Genomic DNA, 18,828 nt, shown 5'->3' with positions numbered 1-18,828 from the left:
ATCCTCGCCCGATCGCGATCACGGAATCCCCAGGAGACTCTCCCCCGATGCCCTCCGTCGCCGCCCCGTCGTCCGGCCGCACGCGCGCCGAGCGGTTCGCCGGCCTCTCGGTCGCGATCGTCACGCCGTTCCGCGACGGCACGGTCGACGTCGCGCGACTCCGCGAGCAGATCGAGTTCCAGGTGGCGGCAGGCGTGACTTGCATCTGCCCCGTCGGGACCACCGGCGAGTCGCCGACGCTGTCGCACGACGAGCACGAGCGCGTGATCGCCGAGAGCGTGCAGGCGGCGGCCGGACGGATCCTGGTGATGCCCGGGACGGGGAGCAATTCGACGGCCGAGGCGGTGCGGCTGACGAAGTTCGCCGAGCGCGCCGGAGCCGATGCGGCGCTGGTCGTCGGCCCGTACTACAACCGGCCGACGCAGCCGGGGCTGATCGCCCACTTCAAGGCCCTCGCCGAGGCGACGACGCTGCCGATCTGCGTCTACAACATTCCCGCGCGGACCGGGCGCAACATCGAGCCCGAGACGATCGTCGCGCTGGCGGAGCTGCCCGGGATCCAGATGGTCAAGGAGGCGACCGGGTCGATGGACCAGGCGTCGCAGGTCCTCGCCGCCACGGATCTGACGGTCCTCTCCGGCGACGACAGCATGACCCTCCCGCTGCTGGCCGTCGGCGGGCGCGGCGTGGTCTCGGTCGTGGGCAACATCGTGCCGGGAGACATGCGCGCCCTGTGCGCCGCCTACGACCGCGGTGATCTGGCCGAGGCGCGGCGGCTCCATCTCCGGCTGTTCGGCCTGGCGCGCGACCTGCTCGGGCTGGCGAGCAACCCGATCCCGATCAAGGCGGCGATGGCGATGCTCGGCCGCGATTCGGGGGAGATCCGCATGCCGCTGGTGCCGCTCGAGGCGGGGCTGGCCGACAAGCTCCGCGCGGTGCTCCGCGCCTACGGCCTGAAGACGGTCGCCTGAGGCGTGCCGCCGGGCGCCGCCCGCCCCCTTTTGCCCCCGGCCGGCGCACCGCCTATCCTGCCGCCGTCCGGCCCGTTCGGGCCGCGCTCTTCCGGAGGGATCCCGTCATGGGCCGTCGTGCGCCGCTCTTACCGCTTCTCCTCCTGCTCCTCGTCGCCGGTCGGGCCGTCGCCCAGGCGCCGGTCGCCAAGCCGGAGAAGGTGACCTCCGTCGAAGGGGTGAGCGAGTACCGCTTCCCCAACGGGGCCCGCGTCGTGCTGTTTCCCGATCCGTCACGGCCGACGATCACGGTCAACATGACGGTGCTCGTCGGGTCGCGGCACGAGGGCTATGGCGAGGCGGGGATGGCCCACCTTCTCGAGCACCTCGTGTTCAAGGGGACGCCGACGTTTCCCGAGGTGCCCAAGGCGCTCCGCGACCACGGCGCGAGCTTCAACGGCACGACCAACGTCGACCGCACCAATTACTTCGAAACCGTGCCGGCCACCGACGAGAACCTCGACTTCGCGATCCACCTCGAATGCGACCGACTCGTCAACAGCTTCATCAAGCGCGAAGACCTGCTGTCGGAGTTCACGGTCGTCCGCAACGAATTCGAACGGGGCGAGAACAGCCCCGAGCGCGTCCTCGCCCAGCGCGTCCAGGCGGCGGCCTACGAGTGGCACAACTACGGCAAGAGCACGATCGGCAACCGCTCCGACATCGAGCGGGTGCCGATCGACAACCTCCGCGCCTTTTACGAGCGCTTCTACCAGCCCGACAACGTCGTCCTCATCGTGACCGGGAAGTTCGAGGAGGAGAAGGCGCTCGCCCTGGCGGCCAAGTACCTCGGCTCGATCCCGCGCCCGTCGCGGAAGCTCAACACGACCTACACCGAGGAACCGGCGCAGGACGGCGAGCGGACGGTGATCCTCCGCCGCGTCGGCAAGGTCGGGTCGGTGATGATCGCCTACCACATGCCGGCCGCCGCCCACCCCGACTGGGCACCGCTGTCGATGCTCGCGAGCATTCTCTCGGAGGACAAGATCGGCCGGCTCGAGAAAAACCTCGTCGAGCCCGACATCGCCACCGGTGCCAGCGCGTTCGCCGACGACGCCCACGACCCCGGCTTGTTCAGCTTCATGGCACAGCCGGTCGAAGGGAAGCTCGACGAGACGGAGCGCACGCTGCTGGCGGTGGCCGAGAGCGTCGCCGAGACGCCGTTCAGGGCCGAGGAGCTCGACCGCGCCAAGCTCCGCGCGCGGCGCCGCGCCGAGAACACACTCGCCGACGCCGCCTCGATGTCGCAGGCGCTGTCGTCGGCGGCGGCGCTCGGCGACTGGCGGTTGTGGTTCCTGCAGCGCGACCGGATCGACGCGGTGACCGTCGACGACGTCAACCGTGTCGCCGCCACCTACTTCAAGCCCCACAACCGCACGATCGGCAAGTTCATCCCCGTCGAGGCGCCGCAGCGGCTCGCGGTCCCGCAGGTCGAGTCGATCGCCGAGGTCGTCAAGGACTACCGGGGTGGCGTGGCCCGCGAGGCCGGCGAGGCCTTCGACCCGACGCCCGAGAACATCGACCGGCGCACGAAGATCGTGGAGATTGACGGCATCAAGGTGGCCATGCTGCCGAAGAAGAACCGCGGCGACACGGTGTCGGTCGCGATGGCGCTGCGCTACGGCAACGAGCGCTCGCTCCACGGCCTGGCGACCGCCGCCGGGATGCTGCCGCGGATGCTGATGGCCGGCACGAGCAAGTACGACCGCCAGCAGCTGCGGCAGAAGTTCGACGAACTGGGCGTGCGTATGGGGGGCGGCGGCCGCGGCGGCCGGGGGGGTGGCGGTGGCGGTGGAGCGGGCGGGCTATCGTTCGGGATGGAGGCCAAGAAGGGCACGCTTCCCGACGCGATCCGGCTCCTCGGCGAGGTCCTCCGCGATCCGGCGTTCTCGGCGGAGGAGTTCGACCAGATGCGCGCCCAGTCGCTCGCCGGGATGGCGCGGATGGAGACCGAGCCGCAGATGCTCGCCGGCGTCAAGCTCGGCCGGGCGCTGTCTGACTACCCGCCCGGCGACGTCCGCCACGCGCGGTCGATCGAGGAGAGCCGGGCGGAGCTCGAGAAGGCGAATCTCGACGAGGTCAAAAAGCTGTACCGCGAGCAGCTCTCGGCGGCGGTCGGCGAGATCGCGATCGTCGGTGATTTCGATCCCGACGCCGCCCTCGCCGCGATCCGCGACGTCGTCAAGGACTGGAAGTCGTCGACGCCCTACACGCGAATCGAGCGGACGGCGAAAAAAGACCTCACCGGGGCCAAGGAGGACATCCTCACGCCCGACAAGGACAACGCCGTGTTCATCGCCGGGCTGTCGTTCCCGCTCGACGACGAGTCGCCCGACGAGATGGCGCTCGAGGTCGGCAATTTCATCCTCGGCGGCGGGGCGCTGTCGAGCCGGCTCGGCGACCGGATCCGGCAGAAGGAGGGCCTGAGCTACGGCGTCAATTCGTCGGTCAGCGTGCCGGCCCGCGGCGACGATGCCCGGTTCACGATCAGCGCGATCACCAATCCCGGCAACATCGACGCCGTCGAGAGGGCGGCGCTGGAGGAGCTGAAGCGTTTCATCCAGTCGGGCCCCAGTGAGGAGGAGCTGGCCGCCGCCAAGACGGCCTGGCTCGAGGCCCGCAAGACGGGTCGTTCGAGCGACGGCACGATCGTGGCGCAGCTCGTCAGCAACCTCGAACTCGGCCGGACAATGGCCCGGGTCGCGGCCGACGAGAAGCGCGTGGCGGAACTGACGCCGCAGCAGATCCAGGACGCCTTCCGCCGGCACGTCGATCCCGACAAGCTCGTGATCATCCGTGCCGGCGACTTCACCAAGAAGGCCGCGCCGGCCAAATGAAGCCGGTCCGGTCAGCCTGCCAGCGCCGTCCGCAGCGCCGCCAGGTGCCGCGGCACGGCGGCGTAGGGATCTTCGTCTTCTTCGTATTCGAGCGCCACGCGCCCCTGGTAGCCGGCGTCGCGCAGGATGCCGACGATCCGCCGTGCGTCAGCCGGCTCGGCCGGCACCCCTTCGGTGCGGCGGATCGACACCTTGTACTGGACGTTGACCGCATAGGGCGCGCAGTGCGCGAGGTCGGCGTAGGGATCGGCCGAGACGAAGTTGCCGGTGTCGAGGCTGATCCCGAGCCAGTCGCTGTCCACGCCGCGGACGACCGCGAGGAGGCCGTCGGGGTCGGCGACCACGCCGCCGTGGTTCTCGACGCCGAGCATCACGCCGCGCGTCGCGGCGTGGGCGGCGCACTCGGTGAGCGCGGCGATGCACTGCCTCCGCGCGGCGGCGTCGTCGAGGCCGTCGCCGGACGGCCCGGCGAAGACGCGCATGTGCCCGGCTCCGAGCAGCGCGGTGCGGTCGATCCAGCGCTTGACGTCGGCGATCTCGCCGTCGAGCCGCGGGCCGGCGGGGAGCGTGAAGCGGTTGCCGACGGCGGTCCCGGCGATCGCGATCCCGCGGAGGTGGGCCTGGCGGCGGAAGGCCGCCAGGTCGGCGTCCCCGACGGCGGGATCGAAGTAGTAGGCGGTCAGCTCGGCATCGCAGCCGTGGTCGGCGCAGTAGTCGATGAACCCCGGAATCGACAGCGCCCGCGCCGGATCGGCGACGGCCTGCGCCATGCCGCGCGACCAGGGGAAGTACTGCCGGAAGCCGTAGGCGGCAAGCGCGGGGACGAACCGTGGAGCACCGCGGCGTCGCGGCGGATCGGCGGCGGACAGGCCGCGCGGCGTCACCGCCGCCAGGGCCGTCGCCGCGATCCAGCCGCGCCGCGTCGTCTGACGGCATCCCGCCATGGCATTCCCGTCGCGTCCCATCGCTGCCTCCCTTCAGGTCACTCGACGACGCGCATCACGGCGCCGTCGGAGTCGAACTTGGCGATCGACAGTTCGAATTGGCCGGTGAGCCCGAGCGCCTCGAACTGCTCCACCACCGTCCCCGCCGAGGCGAGCGAGTCGCAGAGCGCCATCACCGCCGGTCCCCAGCTGCTCTGCGCCCGGCCGACGACCCCGAGCTCGCCGAGGAGCTCGATGAGCTGGGCGGTCGCCTCGGCATGCGGCTGCTGCGCGCTCTCCGCCGCGAACGGCTCGCCGGCCAACTGCCCATAGGCATGGACCGCCTCAGAGAAGGCGTCGAACCGCCCCTCGACCGCCGCCGGGAGCAGTTCGAGCAGCAGCAGCCGCGACAGCTCGGCGGAGATCTCCCGTGGCACCGGCGCGAGGCGTTGGAACGCCTGGCGCTCCGCCTCGCCCGACAGCCCTTCGGCGTTGCGTTCGACGATCACGACACAGCGCCAGGCGCTCGGCAGACGCACCCGCGCGACCATCGGCGAACGCGCTTGGTCGGTGCCGCGGTCGTCCGGGGAGGTGAACCGGCCGGCCTCGACGATCAACCCGCCGCGGGCGAAGCCGTAGAGGCCGACGCTCGAGCGCTTCCCGCGCCCAGCGGCCCGCGCCAGCGTTACCGCGTCGTGGGTCTCGAAGTGCAAGGGCTCCCCCTCGTCGGCGCGCGGACCGCCCCCTTCGCCCCCGGCGAGATGGAGATGACGCATCCCGGCGGCGACGGCGAGGGCGAGCTGCGTGCCGCTGCCGAGGCCGACATGGGCGCGCGGCACCGCCACCACCTCGATCTCGCAGCCCGCGTCGGCCGGCAGATCCCACGATCGGCTGCAGGCATGGGCGAAGCGCAGGGCGCGCTCGACGAGCTGGCCGCGGCCACGGAAGTCGGGGGCATTGCCCATCCGCAGGTGGACCCCCGGGCGGTCGACCATCACGCCGACGCCGCCGAACGAGCGGACGCTCGGCGTTCCGAACGAGAGCATCCCGAGGTGGAGCCGCGCCGGCGTCTTCACCTCGACGAGGCGGCCGGCGGATCGCGGGCGTGGGGAATCGGACGGCATGCGTGTCAGGGGATCGGTCGGTCCGCGCGGGCCCCCGCGGCGGAACCTGAGGAGCCATCAGCGTAGCCGGCGGCGGCGACCGCCGAAACCAACAACGCGAACGCGGCACGTTCGCGCTCCCCCGCCGTCTTGTCGATCGCCATCCGCAGGGCCTCGAGCCGGCGCCCGACCTCCGCCGCTCCGAGCAACGGGAGCCGCGAGACGTGCACGGCCCCCTCGACGACCGCGGCGGTGGCGCGGTTCCAGCCGAAGAACGGCCGCCCCTCGTGGACGTGGACGACCGTCGCGGCGAGCTGCTGGCGCGGCGTCGCCCGGTCGGCGACGCCGACGCGGAACTCGAACGCCCGGCAGCAGTCCTCGATGACCCAGCCCTCGACCGCCACGGCGGGCCGCACCGGCACCGGCACCTCGACCCCGGCGATCAGCCGGGCGAGGAGCAGGCAGTCGTCGGTGACGTGGAACACGCCGACCCCGTCGCGCGCCAGGTGGACGGCGGTCCGGCTGGTCGCGAACGGGAGGAGGACGAGGCTCGTCGGTCGGCCGCGCTGGGCCTCGTCGATCCACGGCCCCATCGGGGCGAGGTGCGCGCCGCCGTCGTCGGCGCGGGTCGAGACGATGCCTTCGAGGACCAGGGGCATGCGATGGCAGACGCAACGCGCCCGCGGGGGCGGGGAGGCGGGTTCGGGGAAGAGGATTCGTCCACCGGAAGCTGGCAGGCGGTGGCCCAGGGAATCGGCCGCCGGATGCGGCCGACGGCGACCCGGGAAACCCTCGGCGTTTCCCGCGGTCGCCACAGTGGACAAAGGCCACGGAGGGCTTTGTCCACCGACAGATAGAATACATGAGGGTTTTCCCGTCGTCGGACCGCCGCCGTGACCGCTTCCCGCGAACGCATCCATTTCGTCACCGGCCGGCTGGCGGAACCGTCGCTGCAACGCGTGCTGGCCGACCTCGGGCCGCGTGTGGGGTTCGATTACAGCGTCGACGTGCTCAACATCACCGTCGCGGCGTTGATGACGACCCCGTGGATCGCCCGGCGGCTGGCCGTGCCGCCGGGCACCGATCGCGTCGTCCTCCCCGGCTCGGTGTCGGGGCCGCTCGACGTCGTCGCCGCGGCGGCCGGTGTCCCCGTGGAGCGCGGCCCGGCCGACCTCCGCCGGCTCGACGAGTGGTTCGGCCAGGCGCGCACCGACCGCGACGGCTACGGCGCCCACGCGATCGAGATCCTCGCCGAGATCAACCACGCCCCGCGCCTGTCCCGCGCCGAGCTGCTCGCCACGGCGCGGCGGCTGGCCGCCGACGGCGCCGACCTGATTGACGTCGGCTGCGACCCCGGCTCGACCTGGACGGGCGTCGGCGACGCGGTGCGGATGCTCGTCGCCGAGGGGCTGCGGGTCTCGATCGACAGCTTCGACCCCGCCGAGGTCGGCGCCGCCGCGGCCGCCGGCGCGGAACTGGTGCTGAGCGTCAATTCCGCCAACGCCGCGGCCGCCGCCGACTGGGGCTGCGAGGTGGTGGCGATCCCCGACGTTCCCGACGATCTCGGCAGCCTCCTCGACACCGCCGACTTCCTCGAGCGCCGCGGGGTGCGTTTCCGCCTCGACCCGGTCCTCGAGCCGATCGGCTTCGGGTTCGCGGCGTCGCTCGGCCGGGCCCTCGAGCTGCGCCGCCGCCGCCCCGAGGCCGCGCTGATGGTCGGGATCGGCAACCTCACCGAGCTGACCGACGTCGACTCGGCCGGGATCAATGTCCTCCTGCTGGGCTTCTGCGCGGAGGTCGGGATCGGCTCGGTGCTGACCACCGAGGTGATCCACTGGGCGCGGTCGAGCGTGCGCGAGTGCGATCTCGGCCGGCGGCTCGTCCACCACGCGGTCACGCGGCGCACGCTCCCCAAGCACGTCGAGCCGGGGCTGGTGGTGCTCCGCTCGGGGCGGCCGCAGGCGCACGGCGACGAGGTCCTCGACCGCCTCGCCGCCGACATCCGCGATCCCAACTTCCGGATCTTCGCCGAGCGCGACGCGATCCACCTCGTCGGCGCGGGGCTGCACCTCGCCGACCGCGATCCCTTCGCGCTGTTCGAGCGGCTCTCGGCCGCGGGGCGGACCGACGTCGATCCGTCGCACGCCTTCTACCTCGGCTACGAGATGGCCAAGGCGGTCACCGCGCTCACGCTCGGCAAGGACTACCGTCAGGACCAGGCGCTCGAGTGGGGCCATCTGACGCGCGCCGAGATCGGCCACGGGCCGTCGCGCGCCGCGGCACGGGCCGCCGCTGCTGCCGTCAGCGCCGCGGCAGCGACCGCCGATCCCCGGCCGGCCGACCCGACACCCTCGCCCCCGGTCGAGGCGACGTGATCCCCCTTCCCTCCGCTCCCCGAATCGTCCGGCGCTGGTCGACGTCGTCCGGCGCCGTGGTCGCCGAATTGGATCCCGGCTGCTCGGCGGAGGATCTGTTCGTCCTCGGCGCCGGTCAGCCGCACCGGCTGTGGCTCGATTCGGCGCGCGTCGACCCGCCCGCCACCGTTCGCACCGAGCAGCCCCCGCCGCGCCTCGGGCAGGCGTCGTTCGTCGCCTTCGACCCGATCCACGTCGTGACGCTGCCGCGCACCGAGGCGACTCCCGCCGCCGCCCAAGCCGCACTGGCCACGGCGGCGGCCGTGCTCGCCGACCTCCGCACCGAGACGATCCCCGGCCTGCCGGCCTTTCAGGGAGGTCTGGCTGGGCTGCTCGCCTACGACTTCGGCCTGGCGCTCCAGGGGCTGCCGCTGCCGCCGGGGCAGGACGACGTGCCGCTGGTGTCGCTGGCCAGCTACGACGTGGTGTTCGCGTTCGACCATGACCTCGGCCGGGCCTGGGCGATCTCGCAGGGAGTGCCCGCGCGGGGCCCGGTCGCGCGCCGGGCGCGCGCCGAGGAGCGGCTCGACCGTCTGCTGGCGGCGCTCGGCACGCAGCCGCCGGGGCGCGCGGCCGACGGCCCGACCGCAGCGGCCGTCGCCGGCCATCCCCTGCCGTCGTTCCCGGCGGTCCATGCCAGCCACACCGCGGCGGCCTACCGGGGAATGGTCGAGGAGGCGATCGAGCTGGTCCGCGCCGGCGACATCTTCCAGGTCAACCTCGCCCAGCGCCTCGCGGTGGCGACGCACGTCGATCCGACGCGGCTGGCCTGCGCCGCGCGGGGGGGGAATCCGGCACCGTTCGCCGCCTCGCTCGAGCTCGACGGCCTCCAGGTGGCGAGCATGTCGCCGGAGCGGTTCCTCCAGGTGCGGGGCGGGATCGTGCGGATGCACCCGATCAAGGGGACGCGGCGGGTGATCGACAGCCCCGAGGCCGATCTGTTCGCCGGCGACGACCTCGCCGCCAGCGCCAAGGACCGGGCCGAGAACGTGATGATCGTCGACCTGGTGCGCAACGACCTGTCGCGCGAGTGCACCCCCGAGAGCGTCCGCGTCGAGGCGCTGTGCCGCCTCGAGCGCTACGCCTGCGTGCAGCACCTGGTGTCGATCGTCGCCGGACGGCTCCGCCCCGGGGCGACCGCGCTCGACGCCCTCCGCGCCGCCGTGCCGGGGGGGAGCGTGACCGGCGCGCCCAAGCACCGGGCGTGCGAGATCATCTCCGCCCTCGAGGGCACGGCACGCGGCTGCTACTGCGGCTCGATCGGCTACGTCGGCTTCGACGGCCGCGCCGATTTCAACCTCCTCATCCGCACCCTCGTGGCCCGCGCCGGTTCGCTCGAGTTCTCCGTCGGCGGCGGGATCACGGCGCGGAGCGACCCGGCCGCCGAACACGCCGAGACGCTCCACAAGGCGGAAGGGATCCTCCGTGTGTTGTCGGCCCTCGGCATCGCCGGCGACCGGCCCGGGGAGCGCCCCGCATGATCGTCGTCCTCGACAACCGTGACAGCTTCGTGTTCAACCTCGCGCGCTGCCTGCACCTCCTCGGCGTCGCGGTGCGGGTCGTGCCCGCCCACGGCACGGCCGTCGCCGCGCTCGAGCGGCTCGCCCCCGAGGCGCTCGTGATCTCGCCTGGCCCCTGCACGCCGGCCGAGGCCGGCTGCTCGCTGGAGGCGATCCGCACGCTCCGCGGCCGCGTGCCGATGCTCGGCGTCTGCCTCGGCCACCAGGCGATCGCCGCCGCCCTCGGCGGCCGCGTGGTCCGGGCCGACGAGCCGGTCCACGGGCGCACGAGCCCGATCCACCACGACGGCACCGACCTGTTCGCGGGAATCCCCGACCCGATGGCCGCCTGCCGCTACCACTCGCTCGTGGTCGAGGACCGCACGCTGCCGGCCGGCCTCGCCGTCACCGCACGGACCCCCGACGGCACCGTGATGGCACTGGCCCACGCCGCCGACCGGCTGTATGGCGTGCAGTTCCACCCCGAGTCGATCCTCACCCGCCACGGCTTCCGGCTGCTGGCCAACTTCCTCGACCTTGCCGGGATCCCGTGGCAGGCCGACATCGCGGCGCTCGAGCGCTGGCAGGGCCCCGGACCGGGAACCGGCGCTGCCGATCCGCTTCCCCCGGGTGCAGTCGTCACGTTCTGAAAGACGCCGCGAACCAGGACGAAAACCGCCCAGTCGCCCAGGAATGCGGCAGGAGGTGCGCAGTCACCGGGCGAACCGGTGACAGTCAGCCAACGCCTCAGCCCGGGCACGATCGCCGTCGGACCACCCGCGATCATCGTTTTTCCGCGATTTCAGCCGGTTTTCAGGACCCGTTCGCGATCGCCCGAGGCTGCTGCCGGGATCGCTGGCACGCGGTTTGCAATTCTCGCGGCCGGCGGAAGAGTCCTCGGGCATGAGGCCGGGGGACGAGAGGCGGATGGCGCACGGATCGCGCCGGTGACTTTCTGGTCATGAGGCGGACATGGATTGCTCGAAGTCGGCCCGCGCTGCGGGCCCGTGGGTTCGTGGTGCCCGAGAGGCGACGCGCTGGTGTCTCCCGGTGATGGTCGCGGCCCTGGTCGTGGCCCTGGGAGGTGTGTCGTTCGCCCAGGACGCGGCGCTGGCCGACGCTCCGGCGGCCGCGGCCACTGCCCCTCAGTCACCGTCGATCGACGAGATGGTGCCCAAGCTGTGGATGGCTGCCGACACCGTCTGGGTGCTGATCTGCAGCATGCTCGTGTTCTTCATGAACCTCGGGTTCGGCTGCGTCGAGTCGGGCTTCGCCCGCGCCAAGAACTGCGTCAACATCCTCTCGAAGAACTTCATCGTCTTCGCGGCGACGGCGATCGCCTTCTGGCTGTTCGGCTGGGACGTGATGTTCGGCAGCGGTGACGGCGCGTTCTACGGCAACTCAGGGTCGTTCATGGTCGGGGGTGCCGACAACTCCCCGGCGATGGGCGACCAGTACAAGGGCGTCTACTCGGCGATCAGCTGGGCGAACGTGCCGCTGTGGACGAAGTTCTTCTTCCAGCTCGTGTTCGCCGGGACGGCGGCGACGATCGTCTCGGGGGCGGTCGCCGAGCGGATCAAGTACCACGCGTTCATCCTCTTCAGCTTCCTGATGGCGCTGGTGATCTATCCCGTCACCGGCCACTGGATCTGGGGTTTCGGCTACCTCGCCAAGGAGTGGAACTTCTGGGACTTCGCCGGCTCGACCGTCGTCCATTCCGTCGGCGGCTGGGCGGCTCTCACCGGAGCGATCGTCCTCGGCCCCCGGATCGGCAAATATGGGTCCGACGGAAGGCCGCGGGCGATCCCCGGCCACAACATGACCGCCGCTTTCATCGGCTGCCTGGTGCTGTGGTTCGGGTGGTTCGGGTTCAATCCCGGCAGCACGATGAGCGTGGCCGCCGACGGCGGTGCCCTCGCCAGCCAGGTGGCCGTCAACACCAACACGGCCGCCGCGGCCGCGACGCTGACCGCGACGATCGCCGCGTGGCTCCTCCTCGGCAAGCCTGACATCGGCATGACGCTCAACGGCTGCCTCGCGGGGTTGGTGGCGATCACGGCTCCGGCCGCGTTCACCAACGTGACCTGCTCGGCGATCATCGGCGCGATCGCCGGCGTGCTCGTCGTGTTCGCCGTGCTGGCCTTCGACCGGGCCCGGGTCGACGATCCCGTCGGGGCGACGAGCGTGCACCTCGTCAACGGAATCTTCGGCACGCTGTGCGTCGGACTGTTCACGACGACCGACCTGTCGACCACCGTCCTCACCGGACCGTTCGGCAGCGCGGCCGCCGGCGGCCCGTACGCGGGACTGTTCTTCGGGGGAGGCACCAAGCAGCTCGTGGCCCAGATCGTGGGCATCCTCCTCGTGGGCGCCTACGTGGTCCCGGTGTCGGCGATCTGCTGGCTGATCCTCAAGGCAGTCGTCGGTTTGCGTGTGTCGCCGCAGGAGGAGATCGAGGGGCTCGACATCGGCGAGCATGGCAACGAGGCCTACCACGGCTTCGTCCTCACCCGCGCCGAGTGATCCCGGCCCGGACGAACCAAGCTGGCCGGTCCGCCGCGGCCTGACAAACCAGAAGGGTGCCCCAACGGCCTGGGCGGGCTACCGCCTCGCTCGCCCAGGCCGGGGCATTTTCGCTATCACGCCCGCGGGCTTGCTTCCCCTCTCACGCGCGGCGGAAGCCACCGTTGACCGGGACGACCTGCCCCGTGACGAAGGCCGCGTCGTCGGATGCCAGCCAGGCCACCGCCGCGGCGACGTCTTCCGGCGTGCCCCATCGGCCAAGCACGCTCTCGCGCATCGCCCGGCGCTGCCAGGCCTCGCTCGCCCCCTCGCCCCACGCCGTCCGGATCCACCCCGGGGCCACGCAGTTGACCCGCACCTGTGGTGCCAACGACCGGGCGAGGCTCCGCGTGAACGCCATCACCGCCCCCTTCGACAGGGCGAACAGTTCGCCACTGTCCCCCTCCATCCCGACCTCCACCTGGTCCCAACCGATCGTCACGATCGCCCCACCACGGTGATCGCGCATCCACGCGCCGAGCCCGCGCGCGAGCATGGCGGTGGCGACGACGTCGACGGCGAGCAACTCCTCGAGCTTGCGCGAAAAGGGCCACTGCGCCGCCGCGCCGGTGAGGACGTCGGCCCCCGCCACCGCCACGACGACGTCGATCCCCGGCAGTGCCGCCGTGACCTCCGCGACGAGCCCGTCGGCGGCGCCGGGACGGGCGAGGTCGGCGAGAAACGTGCCCGCATGGAGGGCCGGGTCGGGAAGTGCGGCGACGGTCGCCTCGGCGCCGGCAGCACTGCGGCCGTGGACGGCGACCCGGGCGCCGGCGGCGGCGAGCGCGACCGCCACGGCCCGGCCGATCCCGCGGCTGGAACCGGTCACCAACGCCGTCCGACCGGCGAGCGCGGCCGGGGTGCTCATCGGCCGTCCCGGACGGCGGCGGCGCGCTCCTCGGCCGCACCTCGCAACGGCACGATGAAGCACGCCGCCTCGGCGGCATTACGGACGAGCAACCGCTCGCCGGCGAGGCAGGGGTTGTTCCAGGTCTGACCGTCGAGAGCCGCGAGCCGGGCACGGACCCGCGCGGCCGTCGGGTCGGCGTCGAGGACCACGATCTCCCCCGACTCCGCCTGGACGAGGAGCAGGTCGCCGGCGCGGAGCACCTGCCCCTGCCCGTAGCGGCCCCCCTTCCAGGCGCGGCGGCCGTCGGCGACGGCGACGCACTCGAGGATCCCGTCGGACAGGCCGTAGACATGAGTGCCGTGGAGCACGGTGCTGGTGAACTTGGTCTTCAGCAGGCCGTTGTTGCGCCAGACTTCCTCCACCGTCCAGGGCACGGTGTCGGCCGTGGCGATGCGAAACAGCGCCGCGCCGAGGCCGTAGCCCTTGGAGAGGAGGAAGCGCCGGTCGTCGAGGAACACGGGCTGCGAACAGTTGGCGTCGGAGTTGCTGTGGCCGGGCCATTCGCAGCGCCAGACGGTGGCCCCGTCGGCAGGGTCGTAGCCCGCCACCTCTGCCTCGTTGCCCGACACGATCAGGCGCCGGCCGGCGAGCGTGACGACGATCGGCGAGGCGTAGCCGACCTGCCGGTCACCCGCCGTCCAGCGGCGCGTGCCGTCGGCACGGTCGTAGGCGACCAGCGAGACCGGCCCGTCGGCACGCGGTCCGCCCCCGGGCACGACGACGAGGTCGTCGACGACCAGCGGCGATCCCGCCCGTCCCCAGGTGACGGCCAGGGCGTGGGCCTCGGGGTCGATGCCGAGATCGTCGAGGATGTTCTTCTTCCACACGACGCGCCCGGTGGCGCCGTCGATGGCGTGAAGCCAGCCGGTGGCCCCGGCGGTGTAGACGATGCCGTCGTGGATCGCGGGGGTCGACCGCGGCCCGACGCCCCCGAGCACCGTCTGGTGGCGCGCCTCGACGGCAACGACCCACTCCTCGCTGCCGTCGGCCAGCGCGTAGCAGGCAACGACTTCCTCGGGACCACGCTGCTCGAGGGTCACGGCATGGTCGCAACAGGTGGCGAAGCTGCCCCACCCCGCTCCGATCGGCCGCCGCCACACCTCGCGCGGAGGGCGCGCCTTCCAGTCGGCGTCGAGCGCCACGTCGACCGTGCCGGTGCCGGCCGGGCCGAAGAACCGGGGCACGTCGGTGGCGGTCGCCTCCCAGGCCGGCGCTGCGGCTGCCGGCGCCGGCGACGCCCCCTTCCGCTCGAGGAGAAAGTCGGGCGAGGGCTGCCAGCGCCAGGCGAATTCCGGGACCAGATCCCCGGACACGCGCTCGATCCGGAGCGTCGCGACGGCCGCGGCGACGAGGGCGGCGAGGATGCCGGCGACCGTCCACTTCGTGCGGCGCGGATGGCCGCTGTCGCGGAGGAACCAGCTGACGAGGGCGACGAGCCCGGAAAACGACAGGATCAGCGTGATGATGTTGCGGACCGCGCCGTCGATGAGCGTGCCGAACAGCGTCTCCAGCCAACCGGCCCGCACCAGCGCCACGGCGGCAGCCAGCGAGGCCAGCGTCACCCAGACCCGCGCCGACGGCCACAGCGGACGCGGCAGCGACTCCGGCGCGGGAGACTTCTTGTCGGGACCACGCGTACGCGCTCGGGACACTTCCGGCCTCGTGGCGGGTGGGCGATCGGTCGCCAGCCGGTTCATCCCGGAACCGCGGCCGAATGCGTCGGCAGTGTAGCAGTCGCCCGGGCTCCCCCGGGCGTGTGCGGCCGGTGTGCCGGGCGTGTTGTCCGAGGTCTGCGCGCTGACTAGACTCCGAGGCCCGTGACCGGCGCAGGCGATCGGTCGGTCGCCGCCGAGGCCCGGCGGGCCAGCTGCCTCGGGTGGCCGCTCGGCCGCCGCCCGTCCGGGGTGATCGCCCGACTCCCACATCCGCCGCGGGATCGCGGCCCCAGAGACACGGACGCCGCTCCATGAACCGACCCGGCACGGGCGCTCCGAACCCGCGCCCCGGCGCCGACGCATCCGCGGCGCCCGCAGCCAGCGCCGGCGTCGGCCCGTCGACGACCGCCGTCCACGGTGGTGAGTCCCGCGACAAGCCGGGCAACTCGCTGACCGATCCGATCTTCGCGACGTCGACCTACACCTTCACCGACACCGACTCGATCGTCCGCTACATCGAGGAGAAGCAGCGCCGCGAGGAATACGGGCGCTACGGGAATCCCGGCGAGCGCGTCGTCGAAGCGAAGCTGGCGGCCCTCGAGGGGGCCGAGGCGGCGACGCTGTTCGCCTCGGGCATGGCGGCGCTGGTCGGCGTGCTGATGGCACATGCCAACGCCGGCGACGAGATCGTCTTTTTCGACGAGTGCTACCACCGCAGCCGGGAATTCTGCCGCCGCCACCTGACGCGCTTCGGGGTCGGATTCCGCGAGGTGGCGACCTGCGATTACGACGCGATGGAGGCGGCGATCACGCCACGGACCCGGTTCGTGGTCAGTGAATCGCCGACCAATCCACACCTCTCGGTGGTCGACATCCCGCGCTTCGCGGAGCTCGGACGGCGCCGTGGCGTGCTGACGCTGATCGATGCCACGCTCGGGACGCCCTACAACGTCCGCCCTGTCGAGGCGGGTGTCGACTTCGTCCTCCACTCGGCGACGAAGTATCTCGGCGGTCACAACGACCTGCTCGCCGGCGTGGTCCTCGGCTCGAAGGCGCTGATCGATCCGGTGCGCTACCTCCGCGGGATCATGGGGGGGGTGAGTTCTCCCCACGTCGCCTATCTCCTCGAGCGCGGCCTGAAGACGTTCGCCGTGCGGATGGAACGCCACAACGCCAACGGTCTGGCGGTCGCCCGCTACCTGGAGCGCCATCCGCGCGTCGAGCGGGTCTTCTACCCGGGCCTGGAGAGCCATCCGTTCCACGCCGTGGCGCGCGACTCGATGCGCGGCTACGGTGGTCTGGTGACGTTCCTGCTCCGCGATGCCGACTGGCGGCAGACGGCGGCCGTCGTCGACCGGATGAAGATCGCCCGGATCGGACCGAGCCTCGGGGGAGTCGAGACGCTGATCGAGCAACCGTTGGTGATGAGCTACTGGAACTACTCCCCGGCGGAGCGGGCCACGTTCCGGATACCCGACTCGATGATCCGGATGGCGTGCGGCATCGAGGACGCCGACGACCTGATTGCCGACCTCGGGCAGGCCTTGGCGCTGCCAGGGTGACGGCGCCCGCGCCGGCCGGGTCGCCTGCGGCCGCTTTTCTCCGGCCAGCCACGGTCGCCGCGGCCGATGCCGCCAACCGCCCAGTTTGCCGCTGCGCCGGGGCAGCCCGGTGAAGCGGGGGTGGATTTGTGCATCGCGTCGGTTTTGACGGAAGTTCCGTCCCGGCGGGAGACGATACCGCTGTCGATTGCAGCGACGTTGCCGCGCAGCCGGGATCCGGCGCGCGGGCTGTCGGGAGACCTCCGGCCATGCGTTTTTCCCCCCGCCTCCGATTCGTGATCGCCCTGGCGCTGTCGGCCAGCGTCGTTGAACTGCGTGCCGAGGGCGATGCCGGCAGCGACGGCCTGCGCTGGACGCCCCACCGCCGGTCGCTGGCGGGCGGTTCCGCCGACGAGCAGCTTTCGTCTCGCGACCCGACGACCACCGTCAATGCCACCCGCCCGGCCGCGGCGACCGCTGCAGCGCCGAGCCCGGCGTTGGCACCGAGCGCCGCGGCGGCGAGTGTCGCCCTGCCGGCGGGAGTGCCGGCGGTCGATCTGCGCCCACCGCGGGCCCCGGTCGCGGCCCGTCGGCCGGACCAGCGGCGCGCTCCGGCTGCGGCCGGTTTCGGAGAGAGCTTCCGGCGGGCGATCGATCCGTCGAACCCGGAGGGGATCTTCGGGACCGGCTTCAACCGCGCCCCGCAGGGGGAGGTCGGCCGGCCACTGCTCGGCGACGAGCGGCCGCAGGCCGCCCAGCGCCGCGTGACCCCCGCGACCGGCATCGCTCCGGCCCCGCGCGGCGCCGCGCCGGCGGGGCGGCAGGTTCCGCCGCAGGCCCGTGCCACCCGGCCGCAGCGTCTGGCCCTCAACGCCGACGGGATGCCGTCGGTGCTCTCGCAGCCGACGCCGGCAGCGCCGGCTCCCGCCGCGCAGCCCCTGCCTGCACCCCGCGTGACTGCGGAGTCAGGCGCGCCCTCGATTACCCAGTCGCCGACCCCCGCGCTCCCCGACACCTTCCCGGGCAGCCCCGGCGAGATCATCCTCGAGGATCCCTCGGCCGGCATTCCCTACGCCGACGACGGCGGGAGGGCTCCCGAGTTCTCCGACGGTGCCTACTTCGACGACGGCAGCGGCGGGCCGATGTTCCCGGACGGTGCGATCCTCGATGACGGCACGATGATCGACGATGGCTCGGGGATGATCGGACCCGGGTGGACCGGGGAGACGTTCCTCCACGTGCCGTCGCCGTACGACGACCCGTTCGCCTGTGAGGATGGCGAGCCGTGCGGCTGTCTGCCGTTCTACGAGCATGACGGCCGGATCTGCGCGTTCCTCCGCCGGTTCGGCAGGCCGTACTACGGCTGGCGCTGGTACCGCGACTTCTCCGCCAGTGCCGGCGTGACGTCGTTCCAGAATCCGATCGACCTCGGCCTGCTGGGCAACTACGGCTTCAACGAGTACGTCAACTGGGGCATGCCGTTCTGGAACGCACTCGGCATCGGCTGGCAGGTCGGGGCGCGCGGCGTCCAGTCGGACTTCCAGTCGACGACCGTCCGCCTCGGCAACCAACCGCTGTCCAACGGTGCCCGCAATCAGGTGTTCGTGACGACGGGCTTCTACACGCGGGCCTTCGAGGGGCGCGGCTTCCAGGGAGGCGCCGTCTGGGACTACCTCCGTGACGATCTCTACGACGACGTCGACCTGTCACAGGTCCGTGGCGAGGTGAGCTACGTGTGGGGCTTCCACGAATTCGGCTTCTGGGGTGCCGCCAACACGATGGGGCGGAAGAACGTCGGGCCGCTCGGACTGGTCGACACCGACACGATCGACATCTATGCGGGCTTTTACCGGGTGTTGTTCGGCGATGCCAATGAGCTGAAGGCCTGGGGTGGTGGCACCGGCCAGGGCGACTTCATCCTCGGCTCGCTGGTCCGGGCACCGATGAACCGCAGCCTGGCCCTCGAGGGGACGTTCACCTACCTGATCCCGCAGGCGTCGAAGACGATCCCGCTCAACAGCACCACGCTGCAGGGCTACTCCGGACAGGCGTGGAACGTCGCCGTGAACTTGGTCTGGTACCCGGCCTGCCGCGCCCGGCGCGGTCTGTCGAGCCCCTACCGGCCCCTGTTCGAGGTCGCCGACAACGGCAGCATGATCCGTACGCTGGCACCGGTCCGCTGACGTCGCGCGGACACTGCGCTCGCTACCCGCGGCACGGTCGGTGCATGTCGTCCTCGTGGGAGACCACGGAGAACGCCGCGAGGGCGCCTCCGGCCGCACGGGCCGGCCGGACGAGGGGGCGACGCCGGGCGGCGGGTTTCTGGTATTCTCCAAGGGTTCGACGTCCCGGGAGCTGGGAATTCGCGCCGCGG

General features: G+C 72.2%; 13 protein-coding genes. 8 read left to right on the top strand and 5 right to left on the bottom strand.

Going from position 1 to position 18,828, the window contains the following annotated elements; all coding sequences use genetic code 11:
* The first annotated feature begins 47 nt into the window (after nucleotides 1–47).
* Entirely contained in the window at nucleotides 48–971 is a 924-nt protein-coding gene (locus FJ309_09090; protein ID MBM3954754.1) for a 4-hydroxy-tetrahydrodipicolinate synthase, read from the top strand.
* 107 nt (nucleotides 972–1,078) lie between these two features.
* Entirely contained in the window at nucleotides 1,079–3,847 is a 2,769-nt protein-coding gene (locus FJ309_09085) for an insulinase family protein (GenBank protein ID MBM3954753.1), read from the top strand.
* Nucleotides 3,848–3,858: 11 nt separating this feature from the next.
* On the opposite strand, the gene FJ309_09080 is transcribed toward FJ309_09085, so the two are convergent.
* From FJ309_09080 to FJ309_09070, 3 genes are read right to left on the bottom strand one after another with little or no spacing between them, the layout of a single operon-like run.
* On the bottom strand, nucleotides 3,859–4,791 hold the full coding sequence (locus FJ309_09080; GenBank protein ID MBM3954752.1) for a sugar phosphate isomerase/epimerase: 933 nt from the start codon (nucleotides 4,789–4,791) through the stop codon (nucleotides 3,859–3,861).
* A gap of 38 nt (nucleotides 4,792–4,829) precedes the next feature.
* Nucleotides 4,830–5,894 carry a beta-RFAP synthase gene (locus FJ309_09075; GenBank protein MBM3954751.1) on the bottom strand — a complete coding sequence of 355 codons (1,065 nt, stop codon included), beginning with the start codon at nucleotides 5,892–5,894 and terminating at the stop codon, nucleotides 4,830–4,832.
* Between the two features lie 5 nt (nucleotides 5,895–5,899).
* On the bottom strand, nucleotides 5,900–6,793 hold the full coding sequence (locus tag FJ309_09070) for a DUF447 family protein (protein ID MBM3954750.1): 894 nt from the start codon (nucleotides 6,791–6,793) through the stop codon (nucleotides 5,900–5,902).
* Between FJ309_09070 and FJ309_09065 the strand changes: the two genes are divergently transcribed.
* The 4 genes from FJ309_09065 to FJ309_09050 all read left to right on the top strand — a co-directional run bounded on the left by FJ309_09065 (nucleotide 6,767) and on the right by FJ309_09050 (nucleotide 12,309).
* Complete coding sequence (locus FJ309_09065; GenBank protein MBM3954749.1) at nucleotides 6,767–8,248, top strand: dihydropteroate synthase; 1,482 nt, start codon at nucleotides 6,767–6,769, stop codon at nucleotides 8,246–8,248. The two genes, FJ309_09070 and FJ309_09065, sit on opposite strands and share 27 nt — an antisense overlap.
* Nucleotides 8,101–9,768, top strand: a complete 1,668-nt coding sequence (locus FJ309_09060) for an anthranilate synthase component I family protein (GenBank protein ID MBM3954748.1) — start codon at nucleotides 8,101–8,103, stop codon at nucleotides 9,766–9,768. Before FJ309_09065 ends, FJ309_09060 begins: the two co-directional genes overlap by 148 nt.
* Complete coding sequence (locus tag FJ309_09055; protein ID MBM3954747.1) at nucleotides 9,765–10,436, top strand: aminodeoxychorismate/anthranilate synthase component II; 672 nt, start codon at nucleotides 9,765–9,767, stop codon at nucleotides 10,434–10,436. Before FJ309_09060 ends, FJ309_09055 begins: the two co-directional genes overlap by 4 nt.
* 322 nt (nucleotides 10,437–10,758) lie before the next feature.
* A complete protein-coding gene (locus FJ309_09050; protein ID MBM3954746.1) occupies nucleotides 10,759–12,309 on the top strand; it encodes an ammonium transporter in 1,551 nt (516 codons plus the stop codon).
* Between the two features lie 142 nt (nucleotides 12,310–12,451).
* Here the strand turns inward: FJ309_09050 and FJ309_09045 are convergent, their stop codons facing one another.
* Both FJ309_09045 and FJ309_09040 read right to left on the bottom strand, forming a co-directional pair.
* On the bottom strand, nucleotides 12,452–13,216 hold the full coding sequence (locus tag FJ309_09045) for an SDR family oxidoreductase (GenBank protein MBM3954745.1): 765 nt from the start codon (nucleotides 13,214–13,216) through the stop codon (nucleotides 12,452–12,454).
* Entirely contained in the window at nucleotides 13,213–14,910 is a 1,698-nt protein-coding gene (locus FJ309_09040; GenBank protein MBM3954744.1) for a hypothetical protein, read from the bottom strand. The genes FJ309_09045 and FJ309_09040 overlap by 4 nt, the downstream gene beginning before the upstream one ends.
* Before the next feature lie 314 nt (nucleotides 14,911–15,224).
* Here FJ309_09040 and FJ309_09035 point away from each other — a divergent pair, with 314 nt between their 5' ends.
* Together FJ309_09035 and FJ309_09030 are read left to right on the top strand one after the other, a co-directional pair.
* Nucleotides 15,225–16,475 carry a PLP-dependent transferase gene (locus FJ309_09035; protein ID MBM3954743.1) on the top strand — a complete coding sequence of 417 codons (1,251 nt, stop codon included), beginning with the start codon at nucleotides 15,225–15,227 and terminating at the stop codon, nucleotides 16,473–16,475.
* A gap of 248 nt (nucleotides 16,476–16,723) precedes the next feature.
* Complete coding sequence (locus FJ309_09030) at nucleotides 16,724–18,637, top strand: hypothetical protein (GenBank protein ID MBM3954742.1); 1,914 nt, start codon at nucleotides 16,724–16,726, stop codon at nucleotides 18,635–18,637.
* The last annotated feature ends 191 nt before the right edge of the window (nucleotides 18,638–18,828 follow it).

It is taken from the genome of Planctomycetota bacterium (assembly GCA_016872555.1).
Taxonomy (GTDB): Bacteria; Planctomycetota; Planctomycetia; order Pirellulales; family UBA1268; genus F1-20-MAGs016.
This window is presented reverse-complemented; position numbering and strand designations above follow the sequence as displayed.

Excerpts from the sequence above, each read along its gene's own strand:
- FJ309_09090 (MBM3954754.1), top strand. The coding sequence starts at position 48 with ATGCCCTCCGTCGCCGCCCCGTCGTCCGGCCGCACGCGCGCCGAGCGG.
- FJ309_09055 (MBM3954747.1), top strand. The coding sequence starts at position 9,765 with ATGATCGTCGTCCTCGACAACCGTGACAGCTTCGTGTTCAACCTCGCG.
- FJ309_09035 (MBM3954743.1), top strand. The coding sequence starts at position 15,225 with ATGAACCGACCCGGCACGGGCGCTCCGAACCCGCGCCCCGGCGCCGAC.
- FJ309_09030 (MBM3954742.1), top strand. The coding sequence starts at position 16,724 with ATGCGTTTTTCCCCCCGCCTCCGATTCGTGATCGCCCTGGCGCTGTCG.
- FJ309_09080 (MBM3954752.1), bottom strand. The coding sequence starts at position 4,791 with ATGGCGGGATGCCGTCAGACGACGCGGCGCGGCTGGATCGCGGCGACG.
- FJ309_09050 (MBM3954746.1), top strand. The coding sequence starts at position 10,759 with ATGGATTGCTCGAAGTCGGCCCGCGCTGCGGGCCCGTGGGTTCGTGGT.
- FJ309_09045 (MBM3954745.1), bottom strand. The coding sequence starts at position 13,216 with ATGAGCACCCCGGCCGCGCTCGCCGGTCGGACGGCGTTGGTGACCGGT.
- FJ309_09085 (MBM3954753.1), top strand. The coding sequence starts at position 1,079 with ATGGGCCGTCGTGCGCCGCTCTTACCGCTTCTCCTCCTGCTCCTCGTC.
- FJ309_09070 (MBM3954750.1), bottom strand. The coding sequence starts at position 6,793 with ATGGATGCGTTCGCGGGAAGCGGTCACGGCGGCGGTCCGACGACGGGA.
- FJ309_09075 (MBM3954751.1), bottom strand. The coding sequence starts at position 5,894 with ATGCCGTCCGATTCCCCACGCCCGCGATCCGCCGGCCGCCTCGTCGAG.